Source organism: Sphingobium sp. TA15 (genome assembly GCF_037101235.1).
Lineage (GTDB): Bacteria > Pseudomonadota > Alphaproteobacteria > Sphingomonadales > Sphingomonadaceae > Sphingobium > Sphingobium indicum.
Map to the genome: position 1 here is coordinate 1,841,094 of NZ_AP025355.1, position 17,501 is coordinate 1,858,594.

At 64.6% G+C, this 17,501-nt stretch carries 16 protein-coding genes; 10 read left to right on the forward strand and 6 right to left on the reverse strand.

The genetic code is table 11. The features are described from left to right. Positions 1–11: 11 nt before the first annotated feature. From Sj15T_RS09135 to Sj15T_RS09150, 4 genes are all read left to right on the forward strand, one after another. Positions 12–710, forward strand: a complete 699-nt coding sequence (locus Sj15T_RS09135) for a pirin family protein (RefSeq protein ID WP_013040733.1) — start codon at positions 12–14, stop codon at positions 708–710. A gap of 302 nt (positions 711–1,012) precedes the next feature. After that, positions 1,013–3,277, forward strand: a complete 2,265-nt coding sequence (locus Sj15T_RS09140; protein WP_013040734.1) for a TonB-dependent receptor — start codon at positions 1,013–1,015, stop codon at positions 3,275–3,277. Positions 3,278–3,282: 5 nt separating this feature from the next. Then, positions 3,283–3,852, forward strand: coding sequence for a hypothetical protein (locus Sj15T_RS09145; protein WP_041385999.1), 570 nt, complete (start codon positions 3,283–3,285; stop codon positions 3,850–3,852). Next, positions 3,849–5,345 (forward strand): PepSY-associated TM helix domain-containing protein, encoded by a 1,497-nt coding sequence (locus Sj15T_RS09150; RefSeq protein ID WP_013040736.1) that lies wholly within the window; start codon positions 3,849–3,851, stop codon positions 5,343–5,345. The genes Sj15T_RS09145 and Sj15T_RS09150 overlap by 4 nt, the downstream gene beginning before the upstream one ends. Before the next feature lie 119 nt (positions 5,346–5,464). Here the strand turns inward: Sj15T_RS09150 and Sj15T_RS09155 are convergent, their stop codons facing one another. Beyond that, positions 5,465–6,808, reverse strand: a complete 1,344-nt coding sequence (locus Sj15T_RS09155) for an ATP-binding protein (RefSeq protein WP_013040737.1) — start codon at positions 6,806–6,808, stop codon at positions 5,465–5,467. Then, positions 6,805–7,521: a response regulator gene (locus Sj15T_RS09160; protein WP_013040738.1), complete on the reverse strand. Its 717-nt coding sequence runs from the start codon at positions 7,519–7,521 to the stop codon at positions 6,805–6,807. Before Sj15T_RS09160 ends, Sj15T_RS09155 begins: the two co-directional genes overlap by 4 nt. Positions 7,522–7,679: 158 nt before the next feature. Here Sj15T_RS09160 and Sj15T_RS09165 point away from each other — a divergent pair, with 158 nt between their 5' ends. From Sj15T_RS09165 to Sj15T_RS09180, 4 genes are all read left to right on the forward strand, one after another. Next, a complete protein-coding gene (locus tag Sj15T_RS09165) occupies positions 7,680–8,165 on the forward strand; it encodes a hypothetical protein (protein WP_013040739.1) in 486 nt (161 codons plus the stop codon). Positions 8,166–8,234: 69 nt separating this feature from the next. After that, positions 8,235–8,660, forward strand: a complete 426-nt coding sequence (locus Sj15T_RS09170; RefSeq protein WP_013040740.1) for an EF-hand domain-containing protein — start codon at positions 8,235–8,237, stop codon at positions 8,658–8,660. A 2-nt stretch (positions 8,661–8,662) separates the two neighbouring features. Further along, positions 8,663–9,472, forward strand: a complete 810-nt coding sequence (locus Sj15T_RS09175) for a sterol desaturase family protein (protein ID WP_013040741.1) — start codon at positions 8,663–8,665, stop codon at positions 9,470–9,472. A 14-nt stretch (positions 9,473–9,486) separates the two neighbouring features. Next, complete coding sequence (locus Sj15T_RS09180) at positions 9,487–10,410, forward strand: dienelactone hydrolase (RefSeq protein ID WP_013040742.1); 924 nt, start codon at positions 9,487–9,489, stop codon at positions 10,408–10,410. Between the two features lie 257 nt (positions 10,411–10,667). On the opposite strand, the gene Sj15T_RS09185 is transcribed toward Sj15T_RS09180, so the two are convergent. Further along, positions 10,668–11,459, reverse strand: a complete 792-nt coding sequence (locus Sj15T_RS09185; protein WP_020818272.1) for a sulfite exporter TauE/SafE family protein — start codon at positions 11,457–11,459, stop codon at positions 10,668–10,670. Positions 11,460–11,637: 178 nt separating this feature from the next. Here Sj15T_RS09185 and Sj15T_RS09190 point away from each other — a divergent pair, with 178 nt between their 5' ends. Continuing rightward, positions 11,638–12,312, forward strand: a complete 675-nt coding sequence (locus Sj15T_RS09190) for a glutathione S-transferase family protein (protein ID WP_013040744.1) — start codon at positions 11,638–11,640, stop codon at positions 12,310–12,312. Positions 12,313–12,562: 250 nt separating this feature from the next. Here the strand turns inward: Sj15T_RS09190 and ndk are convergent, their stop codons facing one another. From ndk to Sj15T_RS09205, 3 genes are all read right to left on the reverse strand, one after another. After that, entirely contained in the window at positions 12,563–12,985 is a 423-nt protein-coding gene (gene ndk / locus Sj15T_RS09195) for a nucleoside-diphosphate kinase (RefSeq protein ID WP_007684133.1), read from the reverse strand. Between the two features lie 93 nt (positions 12,986–13,078). Next, complete coding sequence (locus Sj15T_RS09200; RefSeq protein ID WP_013040745.1) at positions 13,079–13,528, reverse strand: DNA polymerase III subunit chi; 450 nt, start codon at positions 13,526–13,528, stop codon at positions 13,079–13,081. Next, positions 13,528–14,973 carry a leucyl aminopeptidase gene (locus tag Sj15T_RS09205; RefSeq protein WP_013040746.1) on the reverse strand — a complete coding sequence of 482 codons (1,446 nt, stop codon included), beginning with the start codon at positions 14,971–14,973 and terminating at the stop codon, positions 13,528–13,530. The genes Sj15T_RS09200 and Sj15T_RS09205 overlap by 1 nt, the downstream gene beginning before the upstream one ends. A 177-nt stretch (positions 14,974–15,150) precedes the next feature. Between Sj15T_RS09205 and lptD the strand changes: the two genes are divergently transcribed. After that, the gene (gene lptD / locus Sj15T_RS09210; protein ID WP_013040747.1) at positions 15,151–17,415 is read left to right on the forward strand and encodes an LPS assembly protein LptD; all 2,265 of its coding nucleotides are present in this window, start codon (positions 15,151–15,153) and stop codon (positions 17,413–17,415) included. Positions 17,416–17,501 lie beyond the last annotated feature (86 nt).

Below are 17,501 nucleotides of genomic sequence, written 5' to 3' on the forward strand. Positions count from 1 at the left end.
GGAGACATGACATGATCGAAGTACGACCTTTCGCGCAGCTGGGCGGCGCAAACCATGGCTGGCTGGATGCCAAGCATCATTTCTCGTTCGGCGGCTATCACGATCCAGCACGCATGAACTGGGGCAACCTTCGGGTCTGGAACGACGACACGATCGCGCCGCACACTGGTTTTCCTCCGCATCCGCACCGCGACATGGAGATCATCACCTATGTTCGCGAAGGCGCCATCACGCATGAAGATAGCCTTGGCAACAAGGGCCGGACCGAAGCGGGCGACGTTCAGGTCATGAGCGCTGGATCGGGCGTCCGCCACTCCGAATATAATCTGGAGGATGTCACGACGAAGATCTTCCAGATCTGGATCGTGCCCACCCGCAACGGCGATGCGCCGAGTTGGGGCGCCCGTCCGTTCCCCAAGGGCGATCGTGCCGGTCATTTCGTTACGCTCGCTTCCGGATATGAGAACGACAACGAGGCGCTGCCCATCCGGACCGATGCCCGCATTGTCGCCGCGACGCTGAAGGCCGGCGAAAGCGCCGAATATCCCATCGGCAAGGACCGGAAGGCCTATCTCGTTCCCGCTACCGGCGCGATCAGGATCGACGATGTGCAGGTCAATGCTCGTGACGGTGCCGCGATCCAGGATGTCGATGTGATCCGTGTCATCGCGATCGAGGATAGCGAGATCGTCATGGTCGATGCTGCCTGATCAGCTTTCCGGAGGGCCGAAGTTCCACGAGCCTCAGGCAGCAGCCAACCGGCACCCTGACGGCCTGCAAATGGTTGAAGCGAGTCACGTGCCTCGCTTCAATTTCCGTGCTTCCGGTGCTCACCTACTTTGAGTAGGCTGCGCGCCGGGTCACGGAAAACCACCATTTTCGGCTCGCCATCTTCTGAATGTCGATACAGCCTAGGTAGCTAAGCCCAATCGGAGACGCCCACCCCTTATTTGCGGTTGACTCGCATTAGCATAAAAAATACGGAGGCCCCTATCAACTTGGCGGGGGCATCATGAAATTGAACTGGCTGCTATCGACATCATTGCTCGTCGCGCTTGCGAACCCGTGGCCCGTCTCCGCTGAAGACATCGCACCTGCGGATGAGCCAACTGAAATCATAGTCACCGGCGAGAAGGCCTCGCGTAGTCTGCAAGAAACGACGGCCTCCGTCGGGGTCGTGACAGCCGAGCGCATCGCCGATGAAAATGTCCTCACAATCCAGGAAATCTACCAGCGCACGGCGAATGTCTCCGAGACTTACGGTGCATCCGGTTTCTCGATCCGTGGCATCGACCAGCGCGGGGTATCGGGTGGCGGCGACGCAGCTACGGCTACCGTATTTGTCGACGGCGCACCGGTTCAGCAGGATATTCTGTCCAATGGTCCGACGGACATGTGGGACGTCGCTCAGGTCGAAATCTTCCGCGGTCCCCAATCGACAATTCAGGGTCTGAATGCGCTGGCCGGCGCAGTGCACATTCGTACCAAGGACCCGACTTTTAATTGGAGCGCTAAAGGTCGGGCGCTGGTCTCCTCATTTGACACCACCCAGTTCGCCGTTGCCGGTGGCGGACCGTTGATTATGGACGAGCTTGCCTTCCGCATTTCCGCCGAAAAGCGGGACTCTGATGGGTACATCTACAATCCGACCCGCCGGGCACCGGAAAACCCGCTGGACTCGATCTCCCTGCGCGGCAAGCTCCTGTGGAAGCCTTCGGCTTTGCCCGGCTTCGAGGCGCGGCTCAACTATCATCACTTCGAAACACAGGGTGGCTATCTGTTCGTCTACGTCGACCGGTCGAATGGCGATTACTTCAAGACACGGACGAACCCCTCGGATTATCCCAACAGCAGCGATGTTGATAACGACCAAGTGACGCTGGACCTGCGCTACGATCTCGGCAGCGGTCTCTCGCTCAGCACGCTCGGCACCTGGACAGACACGAAGTTCATCCGCAAATATGATGGCGATTCCTCGGCTGCCAGCAGGGCCTATAGCGACATCGCTGGCGGGGCAGAGACCTTCACCCAGGAACTGCGCCTCAATTATGAAAGCGGTCGGCTAAGCGGGCTTGTCGGTCTGTTCTATTATTATCGCGATCAATATCGAAAGTCGCATCAGGTGACGCTGGTGCCGACGCCCGCCAGCACGATCATCAATGCGCTAACACCTAGCCTGGGTGCGGCAACGGCGCAGCAGGTGGCGGGGATTTACACTGCCGCGCTGCCAAACATTCCGGTCGATTACACCTCGGATTTTCCTACCCAGGTCGAAACCATGGCCGTGTTTGCTGATGCCCGATATCGGCTGACGGACCAGCTGTCGCTGATCGGCGGCTTCCGCTACGATCATGAGCGCAACAAGATCGGCGGCGAAGCGGTTGCAACCTTCGTCGGCACTTTGCCGAACGCCGCTCTTTACCCGGCTCCCCTGAATAGCGCCATCACCGCCCTGAATGGCTTTGTGCTTGGGCTGGTTGACGACGCCAATGGCTCGGCTCCTGTGGGAACGCGAACGTTCGACGCTTTCCTGCCTAAAGGCGGGATTGAGATGGCATGGACCCCCGACCTCTCGACCGCGTTCGTGGTTCAGCGCGGCTATCGGTCGGGTGGCAGCAGCTTCAACACAGCACGATCACAACTGTTTGCTTACGATCCTGAGTTCACCTGGAATTATGAGTTATCCCTGCGCTCAGCGTGGCTGGACGGCCGGTTAACGGCCAATGCGAACGCCTTCTACATCGACTGGACCGAGCAGCAGACTACCGCAAACTTCGGTAACGGCACCTACGACACGCACACGGTCAATGCCGGCAAGTCGCATGTCTACGGGTTCGAGGTCGAGGTGGCGCATCGCGTCTCATCCGCCTTCGACTGGTATGCGAGCGTCGGCCACACGCGCACGAAGTTCGATGAGTTTGTGACGAACGTCGGGTCGATCACCGACCTCTCGGGGCTCGAATTCCCCTATGCACCCAAATGGACGCTTTCGGCGGGCGCCAATGTGCGGTTCGCTGACGGCTTCAATGCCAATGTCAACGCCAGTTACCGCAGCGCTGTCATGACCGATGTGTCGATCCCGCAGGCGGAGAGCCGCGTCGGCGCTCGCACGCTCGTCAATGCACGGATCGGCTATGCAGCCGGTCACTGGAGCCTGTCCCTGTTCGCCAACAACGTCTTCAATGAGAAGTACGATCAGTACGTCAACGACTATACTGGTTTTGCCGTTATTGGCGCGCCACGCAGCGTGGGCGTGGTGCTGGAAGCCGGGTTTTGAGTGACATGGGGTTTCCGGTCGCTATTGCAGCGATCATCGCAGGCAGCGGGGCGGGTGCATGGTCGCTTCGGCGCGCATGGCAGATCAAAGCAGGCAAAGCGCGGTGGCGCCGGGCAGGCCTGGCATTGCTGGGAGCGACCCTGCTCTGGCCAGCATGGACGCTGGGCGAGGCGCGGGGACCATTTATAGCCGTTACGCTCCTGTCTGTCACGGCGCTCGGCGTCGTTGCCTCCGGGTACACGCAGCGTCCGGCTCGCGCGCAACGCGCTACGCGGGAAGGGCTCGCGCCCGAGCCGGCGGAACGAGCACCCAGCGCCTGGCGCACCACCTTGCGCTGGTCGCTCGCCGGTCCCATCGGCATGGTGGCGGCAATGGGACTGGGGATCAGCTATGCCGTTTGGGCACCCGGCGAAATCCAGACGCGGTTGCTGATCGGCGGTCTGATCGTGCCGCTGGCCTGGGGGGGAGCAATGGCATGGACCCTTGCCGACAGCCGCATTCTACGCGCCGCAGCGGTGTTGGTGGGGACGGCCATTGTCGGCTTCGCTGCGGCCATGCTGAAAGGGCTGGCATGACGACGAGCAGAACAAGGAAGAAAGGCGCGGGTTTCCCATCGCCAGATCTTGTGCGCGCGGTGCTCAAGGGACACAGCGGCCTCGGCCTGGCTTTCGCTGCGCTTCTTTATTTGATCTGCCTGACCGGGACGATCGCCGTATTTGCCAACGAATTTTATCGCTGGGAGAACCCGGACGCCGAACGCATGGAAACCATCTCTGCGGACGCCGTTCAGGCAGCCTATCGTGCTGCGATGGATCGCGCCAAGGGGCCTGTCGAGCATGTCTTTGTCCTGATGCCCAGCAAGGATCGGCCCTGGCCAACCCTGCGGGTCGACACCGAGGATGGCACGCGCACAACCTGGATGGTCGACGGCACGGGGCGCATTACCGGAGAGTTGCGCGAGAGCTGGACGCATTTTCTCACCCGGCTGCACATCAATCTGCACCTACCGCAAAGCTGGGGCATCTTCATTGTCGGGTTGAGCGGCGTCGCACTGCTCTCCTCCCTAATCTCTGGATTGCTTGCTCATCCCCGAATCTTCCGCGATGCCTTTCATCTGCGGCTCGGCGGCTCGCGGCGGGTGCAGGAGGCCGATCTGCACAACCGCATCGGCGTCTGGGCGTTACCCTTTCATATCACAGTCTCGCTGACCGGCGCATTGTTGGGCCTGAGCACTGTCATCATCGGTTCGATCGGGCTTGCCGTGTTTCAGGGTGACACCGCCAAAGTCTATGCCATCTTTACGCCGCCCCATCCGGCAGAAGACACGCGCCCTGCCCAGCCGATCGACCTGCGGCCACTGTTCGCGAAAGTGGCTGAACGGGCGCCGGGTGCTCCCATCAGCTATCTCGTTGTCGAGCATCCGACAGAGCAAGGCGCGGCCGCCATGTTCGAGGTTGAGCGCGGCACATCCCGCATCGCCAACAGCGATGTTTACGCCTTCGACCGCGCAGGAACGCTCTATTACCAGCAACAGGCCGCGCGGAATAATGTCGGCCAGCAGATCCTGGGATCACTTGGACCGCTCCATTTTGGGTGGTTCGGCGGCGGTATCGTCAAGATCGCCTATGGGTTGCTGGGCCTTGGCCTCACCTATCTTGCCGCGGGCGGCGTCCACATCTGGCTGGCCCGGCGGCGCGACAAGGGCAGGCCGGCGCCGGGCTGGGAACGTGTCTGGGCGGCGACTATCTGGGGGCAGCCCCTCGCGCTGACATGCGCGGCCATCACCACGCTGTTTAGCGCCGCTGCAGCTTTGCCGATCTGGGCCTGGGCAGCGGTCAGCCTCGCGGCGCTAGGAGCAGCGGCTGCACTCTCGCCGGCGAGCCTGTCGCGGATCGGTTGCAACGGCACAGGCGCGCTGCTGATCGCTCTTGCAATCGGGCACTCTGTCTTGTTCGGCACCAATGAGGCGATGGCGCTAATCGTCGACGGTTCGCTCGGCCTCCTGGGTGCAGGCTTGTTGGCGGTTTCGACTGTATCCCAAGGGGGCGGGCGGCTGAAAAACGCATGAACGAATGGCAGGCTCGAACGGCGATGTTTGACCGTCTCGAAGGTTCCAAGCCTGATGAACGGGCGTCATTCCCGAAGCGTGCAGCGCGGAAGTGGCCACCGTAAGCCACGACCCTGTGCTTATGAACAGGGGCGCGGGTAGCGCAAGACGACGCGCAGTCCGTTCGGCGCCCTCTGTTCGAAAAACACCTCCGCCCGATCGCGCCCGGCAAGCGCGCGCACGATCGCGAGACCCAGACCCGCGCCCCCGGTTTCGCGGCTACGCGAGGGGTCGAATCGTTGGAAGGGCACGCCGAGACGTGACAGCGCTTCGGCCGGAACCCCTGGGCCATCGTCCTCAACGACAATGTCGACGGCGGCGCCATGGGCCTGCGCCGCGACGGTCACGCAGGTTCCGTGACGAAGCCCGTTTGCGATCAGATTGTCGAGCACGCGCCGCAGCGCCAGCGGCGTTGCCGTGACCGCGAGATCCTCAGGCACTGACAGCAAGGTCACCGAATCGCCGAACTCGATATGAGCATCAACGATCTCGCCCAGGGTTGGACCGAGCAGCACGCGCTCCGGCCGGGTCGGCGGAGCGGTGTCGCGATCTGCCAGGAAGAGCGTATCGTTGACCAGCGCGGTCATCTCGTCGAGGTCGCGCACAGCACGGTCACGATGCCCGGCATCGTCAATGAACTCGGCGCGCAGCCTGAGGCGCGTCATATAGGTGCGAAGATCGTGCGCGATCGCGCCGAGGACCCGCGTGCGTTCGGTGATGAGGGCACGGATCTGCGCCTTCATGTCGTTGAATGCCATCGCGAGTTGCCGGACTTCCCGCGGCCCCGTCACCGGCAGGTCGGACGCGTCGAGATGGTCGGCGAAGCGGCGAACGCCGCGCGAAAGCGCGCCGAGCGGGCGGGTGGTCTGCCGAACGGCGAGCATCAATACGCCGAGCAAGGCCAGCGCGCCCAGTGCACCGATCATAGCGCGTCCCTGGAGATAAGCGCGCAGCTCGTCCGACGGCTGACTGGTAAGGAGCAGGATCTCGCCTTCCCTGAGTCCGATCGCCACCCGGATCGGCGCGAGGAAGCGTGCGGGACGGACGTCATCGCCGATCCACCGGCTCAAACGGGGACGCCGACCGTCGACGCTGACGGCGCGCCCCCGCGCCGCGGACCGATAGCGTCGGGCAAGATCCTCGAGCTCGTCGGAGGAGCGCCAGCGGGCGGGAAGCGCTCGTGCCAGCCTCAACGAATAGAGCCCGCCGTCGAAAGCCTCAACCAGCGCTTCACGCTGGGCAGGCGGCGCGCGATCGAGCGCATCGGCGATTGCTGCGGCTTCTTCCGGCCTGGGTAGGCCATAGGATGGTATGGCATCACTGGAGGCGGGCAACGCTACTACCGCGATCAGCAGTTGAAGCAGAATGAACCCGATCAGCAGGATCGCAGCGAGGCGCAGCGAGAGGTTGGAGCCGATGGTCATGCGCGTTCTACGGGCAGTGTGAACTGATAGCCGCCGCCGCGCACCGTCTTGATAACCGTGTCGCCGCCGGGCGCCTGCGCGAGCTTGCGGCGTAGCCGGCTGAGCTGCACGTCGATTGCCCGGTCGAACGGCCCCGCGCTGCGGCCGCGCGTCCAGTCGAGCAACTGATCGCGGTTCAGCACGCGCTGCGGATGGGTGACGAAGCAGTGCAGCAAGTCGAACTCGCCGGCGGTCAGTTCGACCTCTTCGCCCTCGGGCCCCACGACCGAGCGCGCGCCCAAGTCGAGCGTCCACCCACCGAAGCCGTAGCGCTCATTGGCGAGAGCAGGACTTATCCGGTGCTGGCCGCGCGTCCTGCGCAGGATCGCACGAACCCGCGCAACCAGCTCGCGGGGGTTGAACGGCTTCGGCAGATAGTCGTCGGCGCCTATCTCCAGCCCTACGATCCGATCGACATCGTCCGCTTTGGCTGTGACCATCAGCACGGGAATGTCGCCCGCAGCGCGGAGCCGGCGACAGAGCGAGAAGCCGTCTTCCCCGGGCAACATCACGTCGAGCACGGCAAGGTCGATGCGCCGGCGCTGATTAAGTTGATCGAACTCGAGGGTCGTCCGGCAGCCTACGGCTTCGAAACCTTCCCGGTTGAGCAGGTCGACGACCAGCGCGCGAATCTCGCGATCGTCCTCGACTACGGCAATGCAACTGGTCTCCATCCCATACAGATAACGCCGCTCGGCAGTGGCGTGAACGCATCCCGCGCGTGCGTTACACTCTGTTACGCTTCGTCACTGCTCGGTCGCAGGCGGATTACAGCTTGCCTCCAAAAGCATGTTTACCGCGGCGGATCGTCGCCAGTGCTAGGAGTAAAAGGATGTACACGCATGTTCTGAGCTTTGCCGCGCTTGCCGCTGCTCTTGTCGCAGCCGCCGGTCCAGCCGATGCGCAGGTGCGCCGTGGTCATGTGGTGGCAGGCAGGAGTGCAGCGGGTCACGGCTTCGCGCAGTGGCGCTCGGCATCGCGCCAGCCCGGTTCGGCGACGGTCCGGCGCGGCCTGCAGACCTCCGACGGCCGCGGCTATCGCCACGAGCGCAGCCGTGACCATGGATCCGGCCATTATTCAGCAGATCGCAGCACCCAGTTCAACAACGGGCGCGGCGCAACCACGTCACGCGACGCGAACTGGGGCGACGGCAGCTTCAACGGCAGCCGCACTACCTCGCTCAACAACGGCAACAGTTTCGGCCGTACGACCAGCGCGACCAACAATGGTGACGGCACCGCAAACTATTCGAGCACGCTCACCGGCCCGCAGGGTGCGACTCGCACCGTGAGCGGCACCGTTCCGCACCGTCCCTGACCCACGTCCCCAGCGGCCGCGCCCCATGCTCCCGGGGGCGCGGCCGCGCCTCCATTTGAGGTTCCATATATGAAGAAATTCCTGATCCTGCCGATCGCGCTGCTCGGGTCCAGTCCCGCGCTCGCGCAGATGCAGCGCGATCCCGGTGCCGCGCTCGCCAATGCCGATGCCAATGGCGACGGCGCGATCACCCGCGCCGAATTCCAGCAGTCGCGTGCGGCGCGGTTCGACAAGGCCGACCGCAATCACGACGGCGCGGTCAGCCGCGACGATTTCAAGCGCCTGGCACGCTTCCGGCCCGATGCGGTGGAGCGGCTCAGCGCGTTGATCGCTGAGGCGGATGCCAATGGCGACGGCCGCGTCACCCGCGACGAAATCGGCAAGGCACCGATGCCGATGTTCGACCGCGCCGACGCCAATCAGGACGGCAGGGTCGACCAAGCCGAACTCGCCGCCTTCAAGGCGAAGGCCGCCGAACTCCGCAAGCAGCGCTGACGATGGAAGTCACGCGTTCTGCGCTGTGGCTGGGCACGATGCTGCTGCTGGTGCTGGCCGAAGCCGGCTGGCGGCTGGCCAGCCGGCGGGGCTATGACGGCGCCGCCGCGTTCACCACCCTCTGGCTGGTGCTCGGCAATATCCCGTTCGCGGCGCTGAACGCAGGAGTGGTCGGCTCGGTCTTCATGGCTGCGGCCCGCCGGACGCCGCTTGACTGGCCCGTGAACCACTGGGGGACCTGGGCAGCCGGCTTCATCGCGGTCGAGTTCGCCTATTACTGGTTCCATCGCGCAAGCCACCGTGTCCGCTGGATGTGGGCAACCCATTCGGTGCATCATTCGGCCGAACAGTTCACGCTACTCGCCTCGCTTCGGCTGGGCTGGACCAATCTCTTCTCTGCCGGCTGGCTGGTCTACCTGCCGTTGGTGCTGTTAGGGCTGCCGCCGTTCGTGCTGGTGGCATTGCTCACACTCAACCTGCGCTACCAGTTCTTCCTGCATACCGAGGCGGTGGGACGGCTAGGACCGTTCGAATGGCTGTTCAACACGCCCACCCATCACCGACTGCACCATGCGTCGAACCATGCGTATATCGACAAGAATTACGGCGGCGTGCTGATCCTGTTCGATCGCCTGTTTGGGACGCTCGCGCGCGAGCAAAGCAGCAAGGCGATCCGCTACGGCCTCGCGCATCGCCCCTCGACAGCCAATCCGGTCTGGCTCGTATGTCGCGAGTGGGCAATCATGCTGGCCGAGGCCCGCCACGCACGCGGGCTGCGCGCCAAGATAACCGCGCTTGTCGCGATGCCGTGATTGGAGGCACGATCATGATCCAGACCTTGTTCCACGCTGCTGCGCTGCTGGCGCCGCCAACGGCCTATGCCGCGCCCGTCGATGCGATCGCCACTTGCGACGCCGAGTGGTACGACGCCGCACGCGACCGTGGTGTGCCGGTGCGGATCCGAATGCCGGCCGGTTCACACAGGGCGCCGGTGATCCTGTTCAGTCACGGACTGGGCGGTTCGCTTGATGGCGGGACCAACTGGGCGGCAGCCTGGGCGAAGGCGGGTTTCATCGTCGTCAATCTCCAGCACCAGGGTAGCGACCGCTCCATCATCGGCTCGGGCAGGATCGGCGCGGCGATAGCGCCCGCGCAGCTCGTCGCGCGCGTCGATGACGTGCATTTCGTGCTCGATGAGCTGGGGCGCCGACCACGCGAGGGGAAATGCGATCTGCGACGGGCGGATCTCGCCCACATCGGCATGTCCGGTCACAGCTTCGGCGCGCACACGACTCAGGCGATCGCGGGTCAGCGCTTTCCCATGGCCGGGATCACAGCCGACCCGCGCGTCAAGGCGGCAATGGCTTTCAGCCCTTCGCCGCCGATGCGAGGATCCGACGCTGCTGCGTTCGGCAGGGTCACCATTCCGTTCTTCTCGATCACGGGCACGAAAGACGCGGTGCCGATCATGCCGAGCATCACGCCAGGGGATAGGGAGCGTCCATTCCGGGCGATGCCACCGGGCGGGAAATACCTGCTGGTGCTCGAGGGTGCCAACCATATGGTGTTCAACGGCCAGGACGGGCTGCGCGGACCGGCATCCACCGCCACGCCGCATGTTCGCGAAACCGTGATTGCGGCGACGACCCTGTTCTGGCGCGCAACACTCCTCGGCGACGCGTCCGCGAGAGTCACGCTTGGAGGATTTGGAGCAAGCCTGCCCTCCGGCGATCGATTCGAGCAAAAATAGGTCCCGCCTCCTTCGTCTCCTCATACTTGTCCGGTAGAGCGGCTTCGACCGGCGTCATCCCCATCTTTTTGAAAAAAGCTGTCCGCCAATCTGAACGCGAATTATCGCAGTGCCGCCGGTCTCTCGCGTGGACATAAATCAACGGCGGCCAATGAACCTCCAGTTTCGGTCAGGCCCAAATTCGGGGCATAATTTCGTAGCACTATCAAATCGCTAAGCGATAAATTCGATTCCAGCTTGGTCCAGGCATGCCCCACTCAGGCGATCAGCCGCCATCCCACCACCACCAGCACCGCCGCCAGCAGGGGCTGGAGCACGCGATCCGACGCGCGCGTGGCCAGCAGCGATCCGATCACGATCCCCGGCAGCGATCCGGCCAGCAGGTTGACCAGCAGCACCGGATTGACATTGCCGATCCACAAATGCCCCAACCCGGCCACCAGCGTCAGCGGCACGGCGTGGACGATGTCGGTGGCCACCAGCCGCTGCATCCGCATGCGCAGCGGATAGAGCGCCAGCAGCAGCGTCGCCCCGATCGCGCCCGCGCCTACGGAGGTCAGCGTCACCATCGCGCCCAGCAAGGCCCCGGCCAGCATGGTCAGCGCCGGCTGCCAGCGGGTGAAGCCGTCCGCCGTGCCCACCCGGCGGGCCAGCGCCCAGGCGTGGAAGCGTCCGCGCAGCAGGGTCGCGGCCGCCGTGCCGATCAGCACCATGCCCAGGGCCGCGGTGATCACGCCGGTCTTGATCTGCCCCAGATGCATTTGCGACAGGATCGCCAGGACGATCAGCGACGCGGGAATGCTGCCGATCATCAGGCGCTTCACCACCTCATAGTCCGGGCCGCCCTCGGCGCCGCCCTGATGGTGGTGCACGGCGCCCCCGACCGCCTTGGTGATCGATGCGAACCACAGGTCGGTGCCGACCGCCGTGGTGGGCGCAACGCCGAACAGCAGGATCAGGATCGGCGCCATCAGCGATCCGCCGCCCACCCCGGTCATGCCGACCATCAGGCCGACAAAAAGGCCCGCTACCGCGTGCAACCAATCCATATTCCGCCCCAGATTCATGACGCCGTGCAATCGACCGACCTGTAGGGCCGAAAAACCATGCCAGCCAGCCCCCTTTTGGATCGGAAATTTATCGCCGCGGAAACAAATGCTGCCGGCGGGAGGAACGATGGCCGCGATCCTCTCGACTTCCCTTGCCCCTGCCGTCTAAGACAGGGGCATGATGAAGCTGTTTATTGGCAACAAGGCCTATTCGAGCTGGTCGCTGCGCGGCTGGCTGGCGTGCAAGCTGTCCGGCCTTCCCTTCGAGGAAGTGGTCGTGCCGCTCTATGACGAGGCGTGGGAAAAGCGGCGCGAAGGCGACGAATTCGCACCCTCTTCCGGCAAGGTGCCGATCCTGTGGGACGGCGACGACATCGTCGTATGGGACAGCCTGGCGATCGTCGAATATCTGAACGAGAAGTCCGGCGGCGGCGCATTCTGGCCCGCCGACACGGCCGCCCGCGCCATGGCCCGGTCGATGGCGGCGGAAATGCATTCGAGCTTCGCCGCGCTGCGCCGCGAGCACAGCATGAACATCCGCCAGATCTATGCCCCCGTCCCGCCATCCGAAGCGGTGGCGCAGGACATAGCGCGCATCATGCAATTATGGGCGGAGGCCCGCGCCCGCCATGGCGGCGCGGGGGAATTCCTGTTCGGGGATTTCAGCGCGGCCGACGTGATGTTCGCGCCGGTCGTGACGCGCTTCATCACCTATCAACTGCCCGTGGCCCGCTTTGCGGACGCCTATATGCGGGCGGTGATCAACCATCCCTGGATGCAGGAATGGATAGGCGGCGCCCAGGCGGAGGAATGGGTGATCGACAGGTTCGAGGCGCCCCCGCAATTGGGATGAGGCGGGTTTTGGCGGGTAGCTGCCCCTAAAATCCTCCCTGCGCGAAGCGTGGGGAGGGGGACCATGCGGAGCATGGTGGAGGGGAAATGGCGTGACCTGCGCATTTTCCCCTCCACCACGCTTCGCGCGGTCCCCCTCCCCATCTATCGATGGGGAGGAATAGGATGGGTCCGCTCTCCACCCGAAGCGGCCACGAAAATGGGGTCGGAAGCATGCGCCCCGACCCCTTCTCTCAAAATATCGCGCCGGGTCAGCCGACGATTTCGTCGGGCTTGAAGAAATAGGCGATCTCGATCGCGGCGTTTTCCTCGCTGTCCGAACCGTGGACCGAATTGGCCTCGATCGATTCGGCATATTCCTTGCGGATGGTGCCTTCATCGGCATTGGCCGGGTTGGTGGCGCCCATGATGTCGCGGTTGCGCTTCACCGCGTCTTCGCCTTCCAGAACCTGCACGACCACCGGGCCGGAGATCATGAAGGCGACCAGATCCGCGAAGAAGGGGCGTTCCTTGTGGACGGCGTAGAAGCCCTCGGCCTGTTCGCGGCTCATGCGGATGCGCTTCGAAGCGACGACGCGCAGGCCCGCCTCCTCCAGCTTCTTGGTCACGGCGCCCGTCAGGTTGCGACGGGTCGCGTCGGGCTTGATGATCGAAAAGGTGCGGGTGACGGCCATGAGGCTCAAAAGCTCCGAATTATTGGGATGAGTTGGCGCGCCCTTTAGACCGGGCGGATGGCTATCGCAAGAGGGGGTGGATTCCGGTCCCCGCTACGGGCCTTGCACCCATTTGCGTCCTTCCTGCCGCCAGAAGCGGGGGATCACGCCTTCCCGCTTGGCGAGTTCGCGCCAGCTTGCCCGCGCCCCGTCGATGGTTTCGGCGTCGAAGAAGTAGAAGGCGCGCTCGAAACCCAGCGCTTCCTCGCGCCATAGGCCGTCGGCCAATGCGACATGCCGTGCCCCGTTGGCGACCAGATCGGCGGCCGGGCAATGCTGCGCCAGCAGCACCGGCTGCACCGATTCGGCATCATCGCCCGCCCGGCCATGCGCCAGGAAGCTCTCCGGCGGCCCGGCCCATAGTCCGGCTGAGATCCGCTCCAACCGTTCAGGCTCCCGCGCCACCACCAGCAGGCGCGCGCCCATGTCCAGGACGCGGCCCGCTATGGCGGGCAGCACCTGTTCCACGGGATCGCGGCTGAGCTGGTAGAAATCGACCTGCATTATTGCTCGAATTTATCCGCGACATAGCGGTCGAGCAGGCGCACGCCATAGCCGGTCGCGCCCTTGTCCCAGGTCGCGCCCGGCTTGTCGGCCCAGACCATGCCGGCAATGTCGAGATGCGCCCATTTCACGCCCTCGTCGACGAAGCGCTTGATGAACTGCGCCGCGGTGATCGACCCGCCATAGCGCGGGCCGATATTCTTCATGTCGGCGATCGGGCTGTCGATCAGCTTGTTATAGGCGTCGCCCAGCGGGAAGCGCCACAACTGGTCGCCCGACGCCTTGCCCGCCGCGATCAGATCGTCGGCCAGGCCGTCGTCATTGGCGAAGATGCCCGCATATTCGTTGCCGAGCGAGATGATCATCGCGCCGGTCAGGGTCGCCAGATCGATGATGATTTCCGGCGCATAGGTCTTCTGCGCCCAGGTGATGACGTCGCACAGCACCAGACGGCCTTCGGCGTCGGTGTTCAGCACCTCGATCGTCTGCCCGGACATGGAGGTGACGATGTCGCCCGGACGCTGCGCGTTGCCGTCCGGCATGTTCTCCACCAGGCCGCAAATGCCGACGACCCGAACCTTCGCCTTGCGCCCGGCCAGCGCCTTGATCGCGCCCGCGACCGCGCCCGCGCCGCCCATGTCCCACTTCATGTCTTCCATGCCCGGTCCGGGCTTCAGCGAGATGCCGCCGGTGTCGAAGGTCACGCCCTTGCCGACGAAGACCAGCGGCCTTTCGGCCGCGCCACCCGTGCCGTCCCATTCCATCGCCAGCAGGCGCGGCTCGCGCGCCGAACCCTGCGCCACGCCCAGCAGCGACCCCATGCCCAGGTCGGTCATCGCCGCCTTGTCCAGCACGGTGAGCTTGACGCCCAGTTCCTCCAGATGCCTGCACCGTTCGACGAAGCTTTCGGGATAGAGGATGTTGGCCGGTTCCGACACCAGTTCGCGGGTGAAGGCCACGCCCGCCGCGACCGCCGACCCGCGTTCCCAGGCGGCCCCGGCATCGCTCGAAACCAGCGTGATCTGCTTGAGGGTCGGCTTGGCCTTTTCCGCCTGGCGCGTGCGATAGGTGTCGATCCGCCAGCCGCGCAGCGACGCGCCGAAGGCCAGCGCCGCCGCGCTCTCGCCGCTCGCGCCGCCGAAGAATTCCACCGCCGCATGGGTCGCGCCGCTGGTCGCGAGCCGCGCCGTCAGCGCGCTGCCGGCGCGCTCATGATCCGCGTCGCTGCCCGCGCCGGTGCCCACCAGCACCACGCGCAGCACCTTGCCGCCCTCTTCCACGAAGCTCTCGAAGCTGGACCCCGCCTCCCCCGTGAAGCGCGCCGCCGCGGCCCCCGCCGCCAGCACGGCCGCGGCGGCCAGGGGCAAGGCGTCGAATCCGCCCTTGGGCACGGCGAAGACCAGCGTATCGGCTTCGGGGCGGACAGGGCTGAACGCGATTTCCATCTATGGTCCTTTATTTCCTGCGGGGCTTCATGTCTTCCGCCCCCAGATAGTGCGGGTTCGACCGTCTGGCAAAGCCGTTCGACCGATTTCGGGCAAAAGACTGGCGGTGAAAGATTGCGGCGCGCGCAAAGCAGTGCGATAGGCGGAAACAAAGCGCCCCCGAAGAGGCCCCCACCTTTGCAGATTTCCCCTTTCCCCTTGCGTTTCAAAAAGGCCCTGGCCGCGAGCGTCGCCCTTTCGTGGCTGGGGATCGCCCCCCATGCCGCCGCGCAGCAGTTGCAGGAACCGCAGACGACGGTCAGCGCGCCCGACGCGCCGGTGCCGGAAAATGACGACCAGATCGGCTTCGCCGCCGACGCTCTGGAATATGACAGCGACAGCGAGGTCGTGACCGCCAGCGGCAATGTGCAGTTGCTGCGGGAAGGCAACCGGCTGCGCGCCGACAAGGTCGTGTGGAACCGCACCACGGGCAAGGTGGAGGCGACCGGCAACGTGTCCGTCACCGATCCCGAAGGCAATATCGCCTATGGCGACAGGTTCGACGTCACCGATTCCCTTCAGGACGGCATGGTCCGCAACATGCTGCTGGTGCTGCAATCGGGCGGTCGGCTGGCCGCCGCCGACGGCCAGCGGGTGAACGGCGTCTACACGCTGCGCAAGGCCGCCTATACCGGCTGCGCGGTCGAGGATCATGAGGGCTGCCCCAAGGAGCCGACCTGGCAGATCAAGGCGGTCCGGGTCGTCTACGATCCGGTCAAGGCCCGCGTCAAATACAGCAACGCCAGCGTGGAGCTGTTCGGCCTGCCGCTGATCCCGCTGCCGGGCTTCTCCCATCCGGTGGGCGACAATGGCGGCAGCGGCCTGCTGGTTCCGAACCTGCGCTACGACCGGAACAACGGGTTCGAAGTGGCGCTGCCCTATTATATGAAGCTGGCGCCCAATCGCGACCTGACCGTCACGCCGCATGTCTATACCGAAACGCTGCCGATGCTGGAGGGCAATTACCGGCATCTGTGGGACAGGGGCGCCTATCAGATCACCGGCTACGCCACCTATGGCAGCCGCGTCGCCACCGGCAACCCGTCCTCCACAGCGCCGGCGGGGTCGGAAAAGGATTTTCGCGGCCATCTGGACGCCAGCGGCGCGCTGCAACTGACGCCGGAATGGAGCATAGGCGGCTCGATCCGCGCCGCGACCGACCGCACATTCCTTCGCCGCTACGACATCAGCAATGACGACCGGCTGCGCTCCACGCTCAACGCCCGACGGATCGGGGAGAGAAGCTATTTCTCCATCGCCGGCTGGGCGGTGCAGACGCTGCGCACCGGCGATTCGCAGGGGCAGATGCCGATCGCGCTGCCGGTCATCGACTATCGCCTGCGGATGAAAGACCCGCTGCTGGGCGGCGTGGCGCAGTTGCAGGCGAACAGCCTGGCTATCACCCGCACCCATGGCCAGGACACGCAGCGCGCCTTCGCCGCCTTCGAATGGAATCTGCGCAAGCTGACGCCGATGGGGCAGGAAGTCACCTTCACCACCTATCTGCGTGGCGACGTCTATCACAGCAGCGACAATCTGATGAACAGCGTGGTCAGCTACGCCGGCGATCCGGGGTGGAAGGCGCGGGGCATCGCGGCAGCCGCCGTCGACATGCGCTGGCCCTTCATGGGCCAGGCGTTCGGCGGCGCGCAGCGCATCGCGCCGCGCGTCCAGATCGTCGCCGCGCCCAGGATCGCGAACCTTTCCGTCCCCAATGAGGACGCCCGCGCCATCGACCTGGAGGACAGCAACCTCTTCGCCCTGAACCGCTTTTCCGGTTACGACAGGTTCGAGGATTCGACCCGCGTCACCTATGGCCTGGAATATGGCCTGTCATTGCCGAACTTCTCGCTGGAGAGCGTGGTCGGGCAAAGCTATCGCCTGAACAGCCGGGAGAGCATCCTGCCCGACGGCACCGGCCTGTCGGACCGCCTGTCCGACATCGTCGGCCGCACCACCGTCCGCTACAGGGATTTCATCAGCGTCACCCACCGCTTCCGCGTGGACAAGGACAAGCTGGCGGTCCGCCGCAACGAAATCGACGCGACGGTCGGCAGCCGCAAGACCTATGCGACGGTCGGCTATCTCCGCCTCAACCGCGACGCCGACCGCAATCTGGAGGATTTGCAGGACCGGGAGGAATTGCGCTTGGGGGCGCGCGTCCAGTTTGCCCGCTTCTGGTCGGTCTTCGGCTCGACCGTCATCGACCTGACCGACACGAAGGAAGACCCGCTGTCGGTAGCGGACGGCTATGAACCCGTCCGCCACCGCCTGGGCATCGCCTATGAGGACGATTGCCTGACGCTCGGCCTCACCTGGCGGCGCGACTATCAGGTGCTGGGCGACGCACGAAAGGGCAACAGCTACCAGCTTCGGCTGGCTTTTCGCAATATTGGCATATAAGGATCAGCCTTCCCGCTTCCTGCTCAGGGTCGGTTAAGGCGGATCGGCGCATCTCGTGCCGAACCGATTGGAGATTTTTGTCGACG